Genomic DNA, 9,202 nt, shown 5'->3' on the forward strand with positions numbered 1-9,202 from the left:
CCGGTACTGCCGTCAGCTACGCCGATGCAAACCTCACCACTTCTGCCACCGTGCAGCTCAAGGTGCAGGACGCCGCCAGCAACGATGGCGACATCGAGAGTCAAGACGTCGTCATTGATACGACCGCTCCGACAGGGAGTGTCATCAGCTTCACGGATGCTGATGGGGACATCAACGCTGCAGAAGCGACAGATGTGACATTCGAAGGCACTGTCGAAGCCGGCTTGACCAGCAGCAACCTCACGATCGTGATCACCGATACTGATAATGGCTCCGTCACCGTCCCAACCGAGAACATCACTGTCTCGGCGGCGGGCGAAGTGACTGTGTCAGGCGTCGACCTTACCGGTCTGGCAGAGGGACTGCTGACCGTGACCATGACCGTGACGGACGATGCAGGAAATGAGAATGTGGCCGCCGTGACCGATACGGCGACCAAGCTGAGCGACGATTTCCTCGATCTGGGCAATGCCAACCGTCTGACGATCTCGGAAGCGCTGATCGCCTCTGCTGCGGGCGCCGTCGCCAGCACTCAGACATTCGCCGATACCAGCGGTGAGGCAACTCTCTCACTCAGCTCCACCGAGTCGCTTACCAGCAACGGCCAGGCGCTTGATTGGGTTGTCACGGATGAAGGACGTACGCTCACACTGGCAAGTGATGTCGATAACGCTGCAGCGACGGCCGTCATGGTCGTTTCCGTCACCGAGGATGGCTCGGAAGTTGTCTACAGCGCAGAACTGCTCGGCAACATTGATCAGGCGAATGCCGAGTCATCCACGGTGGATGTGCTTGTCACTCTGACCGATGGCACGTCGAGCACCAGCAGCACCTTGAACATCGATATCACTGATGATGTACCGACGATTGCGGCAAGTACCGTCGTGGAGACTCTGAGCTCGAATACGGATTACACCGGCTCCATCTTCGATGGTGAGGATGACTTCGGGTTTGGGGCTGATGCGGCAAATGGGCAGGTGCAGTCCTTCACCTTCAAGGGCCTGACATTCACTGTCTCTGATGATGGCACCTATGCGGACGTGACCGGCACCTCTACCGAGATTGGTCTGGAGGCTGGCGATACTGTCAGCATCGTCGATGGCATTCTGGCGGTCGAAACGCTGTCGGGTGAATCCTTCAGCCTGAATATCGACTCAGGGGACTATAGCTACAGCCACCAGGGCCAGTTCAGTACCGCAGATGAGGCCAATTCTCGACCAATTGTCAATGTCACAGAGACTGATGATGTACTGGGAATTGTGGGTGCTAATGTACTAAGTATTGTAGACCTGAATAACAATCAGCTTTACAACGCTTACGATGTAGACAACAACCTCGCCTCAGTCAGTATCAGCACAAGCAACATCTACAATACAGTCAGCACGTATTTGGATGGCATCTCTGACTTGTTGGCGCTCACTTTAGCTGCACTAGATGCAGTGCCTCTGGTCGATGTGCCTACTGTAGAGGAGTTGCTGGATACTCTCGTAGGAAATAGCAGCTGGACTTACAGCGCAGCCATGGCAAGCGAGCTGGGGCTGGTAGTGACGACACAGAGTGGAGTGTCAACTGAAACAATCACCATCACCAAGACTGATGGCAGCCAGATTTCCAACTTGGAAATAAATGAAATTTTGGCAAGCATCGACTTCACTATATCGACAGACGGGATACTTTCCGGCCTGCTGGATATCCTGGACCTGGATGCCATTATCTCATCCATCCTGAGCACAACCAGTATTTCAGCTACAGATACGCTGGATGCAACCTCCGATGTAGCAGCCAATGCAACTGTTATCGATCTTGATCTTGACCTTTTCTCGGGAGACTACCAACCGCCGATCAAGGAAGGAAATGAGGGAGAAGATACCCTTACCGCTGCTAGCACAGGTGAGTCACTCTACGGTTATGGTGGTAATGACGAGCTCAATGGAGGCACTAGCAGCGACCTCCTGCGCGGCGGTAGCGGCAATGACGAACTGAACGGAGGTGGTGCGACTGACCTGCTGATCGGCGGTGCAGACGACGACACCTTGGACGGTGGCGATGGGGTCGACATCCTTCGTTGGGAGTCCGGTGATGAGGGCACTGTCGCTGCTGCGGCAACAGACACCGTGCTCAACTTCAATAATGGTGGCGTCGGATCAGGAGACATTCTTGATCTGCGCGATATGCTCAACGGGGCCTATTACGTCGATAGCGCCACCAACAATCTTGCGAGCTATATCAGTGCCGAATATGTCTCGGCAGCCGGTGCGACCGTCCTCTATATCAACACAGAGGGTGGATTGACCGCTGATCCTGCCGCGTCCGCCAACCAGGTCATCAATATCGACGGACTCGATCTGACCGAAGGTGGCACCTTGACGAGCAGTGAGGTCATCGACTTCCTCATCAGCGGCGAGCAGTTGTTGGTGGGCACGGAGGTCAATGAGTCTGATGTCAGTGTCACGGTCGTGGATGGTGATGGCGATACGGCGACGGGCGAAATCACCTTCATTGGCGAGGAGAGCCTGGATTCGGTGAGTAATGCCGCCCCTACCGTGACTGCAGATGATGATGAACTTCTCGGACTCGTGGGGCTGGAAGCATTAGGCCTTATTGATCTTTACGATAGCAATGTCTTTGTTGCAGATTATGACAACAACCTGCGATCCGTGGTATTTGATTATAGTGCGCTAGTCACAATTGACGTGGATTCACTCATTACTGCTCCAGATTTCACCTGGAATGACGATTTGGCTATCGCTCTAGGGCTCAGTGTTCAAGACACAGGTGCCGAATTCGATGGCGTACTTGGCACCGTCGCTGCCAATGCTCAGATCACTATTACTGCAGCTGATGGCGGTGATATTGACAACGAAGCGCTAAATCAACTTCTCGCGACGGTCACGCTGGATCAAGGAGGTATCAACCTAGTAGATGTAGAACTCTTTGATGCTTTGAGTATTACTGCCACAGATGTTTACGATGCAGAAACAACAGGCACACTGTCATCACTGGTTGATGTTGATCTTCTAGACGGCAGCTCGGTATTCAGCGGGATTGATGCTTCCTCCATTCTTGTTGGAGGCGCAGAAGCCGATATCTTTGATGAGAGCAGCAGCGATACCAGTGTGTATCTCTACGGCTTTGCGGGAAATGATGTTTTGACCGGCGGTAGCGCAAGTGATGCCCTCCAAGGTGGCGATGGCGATGACACTCTGATCGGGAGTCTGGGCGATGATTACCTCTCAGGTGGCGCTGGCAGCAATATCTTCGATGGCGGTGATGGCGATGACACCATCGTGACATCCACCCTCACCTTCGACGTCGAGGGTGGCGTAGGTATTGATACCTTGAGCTTCGACAATACCGGGGAAAGCATTGACCTGACTGCACTGCTGGATGCGGATGCTTCGGTAAATACTGCGGCCAACATCGAAGTGCTCGATATCTCGGCCAGCAGCGAGACCGGCACCAGTCTGAAAATCGATGCCGATACGGTATTGAACCTCACCGATGGTGATAACGAGCTGTACATCGATGGCGATGAAGGCGATAGCGTGGAAGCGGCTGGGGCAACATCCTCCGCGACAACGACCGAGTTCAACGGCACGACGTATGATACTTATCAGCTTGGTGAGGCAACGCTGTATATCGATCAAGACGTGACCGTGAATACCAGCAACGGATAAGCCTGATCGAGGTGCCCCGCAAGGGGCACCTCCCTTGATGATCAGCATGATTCAGAAACACTAGAGCGTCAGGATGACGCAGCACTTCAGAGGACACTCTGAAGACAAGGAGTCACATGATGCCCACCCTATTTCGTTGCCCGTCTGCCCACAGACAGGCAACACTTCCGCGCATGCCAGCGACGAAGCGTTGCGTCGCCATCTGTGCCATCTCCGCCGGGCTTTCAGCATCACTCCCGGCCACTGCCCAGACGAATCGCGATCTCGCCGCCGTGCTGAGCGATGTGCTTGCCCATGACCCTCGCATCGAGGCCGCCCGGGCCAATGTGCGTGCCGCGGGCACGGAGATCGAGATCGCCGAGGATGGCTATTGGCCGCGCCTGGAAAGCAGTGTCGGCACCGAGGACAACTTTACCGAAGGCGGCTACCGGCTCACCCTGAGCCAGATGCTGTACGACTGGGGCCAGGTGGAGGCCGAGGTCGAGCAGCGCACGGCAGAGCGGAACGTCGAGCGTGACACCCTGGATCAGACCCGCATGGAAATCGCCCAGGAGGCGATCACCGCCTATATCGATCTGGGCGCCAATCGCGCCATGATGCGCCGCGTGCGCGATTACATCGAGAAGCTCGAAAGCCTCGAGCGCCTGGCCAATGACCGCACCTTCTCAGGCTATGGGGATCGGGTCGAGCTGGACCGGGCCGCCGTTGATCTGGCCAGTGCCCGCGAGTGGCTGGCACGCCTGCAGGGCGATGCCGACACCGCCCGTCAGGAGCTCGAGATACTCAGCGGCCGCTCCTTCAGGGATGTCGCCCTGAGCGCCCCGCCGCCCCTGCCGATCGTGGCGGATCTGGCCCGCGACCTCGCCACCACCGATGCCGCCATCACCAACGCGCCGGCCTATCGCAGCCATGTCAACCAGCAGAATGCCGCGCGCCACGCCCTGAGCCTGAGCGAGGCCGAGCGCTGGCCGGAGTTGCGTCTGGAGGCGACCAGTTCACGCTATGAGTCGAACGACGACATGGTCAGCGACTCCAGCATCGGCCTGCGCATCGAGGCCCCGGTCTTCCAGGGCCTGACGCCTTTGCGCCAGCCCGAAGCGGACCGCGCACGCCTGACCGCCGCCCAGTTCGAGACCGCCTCCACCGCCCGCGAGCTGCGCCGCCAGATAAAGCGTCTGTCAGCCAGTCAGCCTGCGGTCGAGGCGCGCATCAAGGCGCTGGATCAGCAGGCGCGCAGTGGCGAACGCCTGCGCAGCAGCTATCGCGACCAGTTCATTACCGGCTCGCGCAATATCGAGGACCTGCTGACCATCGAGAGCGAGATCTTCGCCGCACGGCGCCAGATGATCGAACTCAATACTCAGCTGCTCACCGATCAATATGACCTGGCGACCCAGCTGGGCGCGCTGCCGCTGGTCTCATCGCCCTATCGGGCCGAAGCCACTGCCACCCCGCCAGAGACGGCGCACACCTCGCTGCCCCACTCTCATCACCATGCCAGCCAGGGAGTCAGCCCATGAGCGCCCCACAGACCACCGCCTCCTCGGCCACGGCAGCATCGCAACCCGACCCTTTGCTGGAGAGCGTTCGCCAGTTGCTGCGTCTGCAGGGCCACGGCATCGACCTCGAGCGCCTGCGACACGGCATGCCTCTCACCAAGGGTGAGCTGGCGCCGCAGGATCTGGAGCAGGCCCTGTCGCGGCAGGGCATCGCCGCGCGCCTGAGTCAGGCGCCGCTCAGCGAGATTCCCGACAGCCTGATGCCCTGTGTCGTGCTGCTGGAAGACGGCAGCAGTCGCGTGCTGCTGTCCCATGAGGCCTCGCATCGGTGGCCTGCCGAGTCGAGCACGGGATCGAGCAGCGAGTCATCAAGTGAGTCGGGCAGCGACACGAGCGACGCCCAGGCAGACGATGACACGAGAGCCACACCCAGTGGCCCCGGCTACAAGCTGCTCGATCCCCTGTCCGGCGGCGCCTACTGGCTGTCACAGTCCGAGCTGGCTGCCACCTACGCCGGCATTGCGCTGTTTGCGCATGGCGAGATCTCGCTGGAGCGCGCGGAAGGCTACAGCCAGACCCAGAGGGGGCATTGGCTGACCTCACGCCTCAAGTCGCATTGGCGCGTCTTCGCCGAGGTCGCGCTGTCCTCCTCGCTTGCCGCTCTACTGGCCGTGGCCACGGCCCTGTTCGCGATGCAGGTCTATGACCGGGTGGTGCCGACCGGCGCCGTCGATACGCTGTGGGCGCTGGGCATCGGCGTGATGCTCGCCATCGGGCTGGAAGCCTTGTTGCGCGCCTTGCGGGCGCAGCTGATCGAGAACTCGGGCAAGAAGATCGACCTCGAACTCAACGATCACATCTTCCGCCACGCCGTGCAGATGCGCCTGGCCGCCAAGCCGCGCTCGACCGGGGCGATGGCCAGCCAGATCCGCGATTTCGATGCCATCCGCGAGTTCTTCACCGCCTCAACATTGGGTGCCTGTGGGGATCTGCCCTTCGCGCTGCTGTTCCTGGGCCTGATCGCCCTGCTGGGCGGCCCGGTGGTCTGGGTGCCGGTGGCGGCGATCGTGTTGATGCTGATTCCCGTGCTGCTGGCGCAACCGTGGCTGTCGCGGCTGTCGCGTGAAGGCATGCGCGAATCGGCGGTCAAGAATGGCGTGCTGCTCGAGACTCTCGACAACCTCGAGAACCTCAAGGCCTGTCGCGCCGAGGGCCATGCCAGCCGTCAATGGCAGCGTCTGACCTCCGAGCAGACACACCGCGGCGTCACCTTCCGCCACGCCGTCGCCTGGCTGACCAGCTGGGGTACCGGCATGCAGCAGCTGGCCTATGTCGGCGTCATCATCGCCGGGGTCTACCTGATCATGGCCGGCGAGTTGAGTGTCGGTGCCCTGATCGCCTGCTCGATTCTCTCGTCGCGCGCCATCGGCCCGACTCTGCAGATCAGTGCGCTGCTGAGTCGCTGGCAGCACGTCAAGGTCGCCAAGGAAGGGCTGGATGCGTTGATGGAGACCGACATCGAGCGTCCCAGCGATCGTCGCTTCGCGCGCCTCGCCCAGGCTCGCGGGCACTACCAGGCCGAGAATCTGCACTGGCGCTACGACGAGGAAGCCCCGGAAGCCCTGGCGCTGGACCGCCTGAGCATCGCCCCCGGTGAACACCTCGCCCTGCTGGGAGGCAACGGCGCCGGCAAGAGCACCCTGCTGCGTCTGCTGGCCGGCTACTTCACGCCCACCAGTGGCGAGCTGACCCTCGACAACCTCGCCCTGAGTCAGATCGATCCTGCCGACCGCCAGCGCGCCATCGGCTATCTGCCGCAGGACATCAGCCTGTACAGCGGCACGCTGCGCGACAACCTGTGCATCGACGGGCGGGATGTCAGCGACATGCGCCTGCTGGAGGTCATCGAGATGACCGGACTGGGCGACTTCGTACGCCGCCACCCGCTGGGGCTGGACATGATGCTGCATGATCGCCACAGCCTGTCCGGTGGCCAGCGTCAGAGCCTCGGCCTTGCCCGCCTGGTCCTGCAGGACCCCGCCGTGGTGCTGCTGGATGAGCCCACCGCCTCGCTGGATCAGGCCACCGAGCAACACGTCATCAAGACTCTTGGCCCTTGGCTTGCCGGCCGCACCCTGGTGCTGGCCACACACCGCAAGTCGCTGCTCGGCTGGGTCGAACGCGCCCTGTTACTGCGCCACGGCAAGCGCGTCATGGACGGCCCGCTGGATCAGATCATGGCCAGACAATCGGCCGGCAAGACACCGGCCACCTCCGCATCCCGTCAGCGCCAGGAGGCCTCATGAGCCAGCGTTTCGATCCCGAACTCCTCAAACGTGAGCTGGGCGCGCCGGACCAGAAGCTCGAAAGCCACTGGTCGCGTCCGCTGCTGTGGGCCAGCTTCCTGGTCATCGCACTGTTCATCGCCTGGGCCAGCTGGGCCGAGGTCAATGAGGTAGCGCGTGGCGAAGCCAAGGTCATCCCCTCCTCCCGCCAGCAGACCATCCAGAGCCTCGAGGGCGGTATCCTCGACGAGATGATGGTCAGCGAGGGCGAGATCGTCGAGGCCGGTCAGCTGCTGGCTGCCATCGACGAGACCCGCTTTCGCTCGGCCTACATGGAGTCGCTGAGTCAGGCGCAGGCGCTGCGCGCGACCATCGCCCGTCTGGAGGCCGAGGTGCTGGACAAGTCGAGCATCGAGTTCCCCGAGGAAGTGCGTGACAACGAGGCACTGACCGCCACCGAGCGTGAACTGTTCACGGCCCGGCGCAAGAAGCGTGACAGCGCCCTGAATGCGGTCAGCAAGGAAATCAGTGCCGCTCAGCGTCAGCTCGCGGTGATCCGTCCGCTGGTCAAGCGGCGCGCCGTGGGCGAGATGGAGATGCTCAAGCTGGATCGCGAGATCGCCGAGCTCAACGGTCGTCAGGCCGAGATCCGCAACACCTATCTGCAGGATGCCTACGCCGAGCTTGCCGACAAGAAGTCCGAGCTGGCCGCCCTTGAGGAAACCAGCGTGCAGCGGCGTGATCAGCTGGACCGTACCCGGCTGCTCTCGCCGGTGCGCGGGGTGGTCAACAACATCGCCATCACCACGCGCGGTGGGGTGATTCCGCCCGGCGAGGAGATCATGCAGATCACCCCGCTGGAGGACACCCTGGTGTTCGAGACGCGCATTCGCCCGCAGGATGTCGCCTTCATCGCCCCGGGCATGCCGGCGACGATCCGCATCAGCGCCTACGACTATGCGGTCTACGGCACGCTTGAGGGCAAGGTCGAGCGCATCAGCTCGGACACCCTGGAGGAGGAAACGCCACGCGGCGAGGAGAGCTACTATCGCGTGCTGGTCAGCAGCGACACCGCAGCGCTTGAGCACAACGGCGAGACGCTGCCGATCAAGCCGGGCATGGTCGCCACGGTCGACATCGAGACTGGCGAGCGCAGCGTACTCTCCTACCTGCTGAGGCCCTTCACGCGTCTGGAGCTGCGCTGAGCGCAAGCCTGATCGTCAGATAGCGGGCGGCTGGCGCAATGCCAGCATGTCCGGCCACAACCGCGCGAAGCTGTCCTCGAGCATCGCGCGGTTATCCGCCAGCCACGGCGTCATGTCCGCCAGGGGATTGGCGTCTGCATCCAGATTGCCCACCCTGTGCGTATGCCTTCCATTGCGAGTATCACTTGTCTGGCGGGTATCAATTGTCTGGCGTAAGCGGCGTCTGGCCGTCATGCGCTCGCCGATGCTGGCAATGGTCGCGAGCGTGAACTCCAGCTCCCGATAGCGCCTGAGCGCATCTCGCACCTGAATCCATTCGATCAGGCTCGACAGGCGTGACGGCACCTCCTCACGCGCCAGCAGGCGATAGAGGCGCTCGATATCGTCATCGTGCATCTCGGCGGCCAGCAGGTGATCCCACATCATGTCGAAGGCGATGCCGGCGACACGTCGCGACGAAGGCGGCACCTGGGTCAACAACCAGCGTGTCTCGGGATGAGCGTCGATCACTGCGTCACAGCGGCGGTGAAAGCGGA

At 61.1% G+C, this 9,202-nt stretch carries 4 protein-coding genes and 1 pseudogene; 4 read left to right on the plus strand and 1 reads right to left on the minus strand.

From position 1 onward, the window contains the following. The 4 genes and pseudogenes from QD280_RS17700 to QD280_RS17715 all read left to right on the plus strand — a co-directional run. Window positions 1-3,677, plus strand: a pseudogene (locus QD280_RS17700) (hypothetical protein); the annotation flags it as partial. A gap of 173 nt (window positions 3,678-3,850) precedes the next feature. Then, window positions 3,851-5,197 carry a TolC family protein gene (locus QD280_RS17705; protein WP_279840142.1) on the plus strand — a complete coding sequence of 449 codons (1,347 nt, stop codon included), beginning with the start codon at window positions 3,851-3,853 and terminating at the stop codon, window positions 5,195-5,197. After that, window positions 5,194-7,482 carry a type I secretion system permease/ATPase gene (locus QD280_RS17710; RefSeq protein WP_279840143.1) on the plus strand — a complete coding sequence of 763 codons (2,289 nt, stop codon included), beginning with the start codon at window positions 5,194-5,196 and terminating at the stop codon, window positions 7,480-7,482. Before QD280_RS17705 ends, QD280_RS17710 begins: the two co-directional genes overlap by 4 nt. Next, window positions 7,479-8,666, plus strand: coding sequence for an HlyD family efflux transporter periplasmic adaptor subunit (locus QD280_RS17715; RefSeq protein WP_279840144.1), 1,188 nt, complete (start codon window positions 7,479-7,481; stop codon window positions 8,664-8,666). The genes QD280_RS17710 and QD280_RS17715 overlap by 4 nt, the downstream gene beginning before the upstream one ends. A 15-nt stretch (window positions 8,667-8,681) precedes the next feature. Here the strand turns inward: QD280_RS17715 and QD280_RS17720 are convergent. Next, the coding region (locus QD280_RS17720; protein ID WP_279840145.1) for an ACP phosphodiesterase at window positions 8,682-9,202 on the minus strand (521 nt) is incomplete at its 5' end.

Origin of the sequence: Cobetia sp. 1AS1 (genome assembly GCF_029846435.1) — a bacterium.
Lineage (GTDB): Bacteria > Pseudomonadota > Gammaproteobacteria > Pseudomonadales > Halomonadaceae > Cobetia > Cobetia amphilecti.

Bases quoted from the DNA above. Each gene is read 5' to 3' on its own strand.
- QD280_RS17710 (WP_279840143.1), top strand. From the start codon at position 5,194: ATGAGCGCCCCACAGACCACCGCCTCCTCGGCCACGGCAGCATCGCAA.
- QD280_RS17715 (WP_279840144.1), top strand. From the start codon at position 7,479: ATGAGCCAGCGTTTCGATCCCGAACTCCTCAAACGTGAGCTGGGCGCG.
- QD280_RS17705 (WP_279840142.1), top strand. From the start codon at position 3,851: ATGCCAGCGACGAAGCGTTGCGTCGCCATCTGTGCCATCTCCGCCGGG.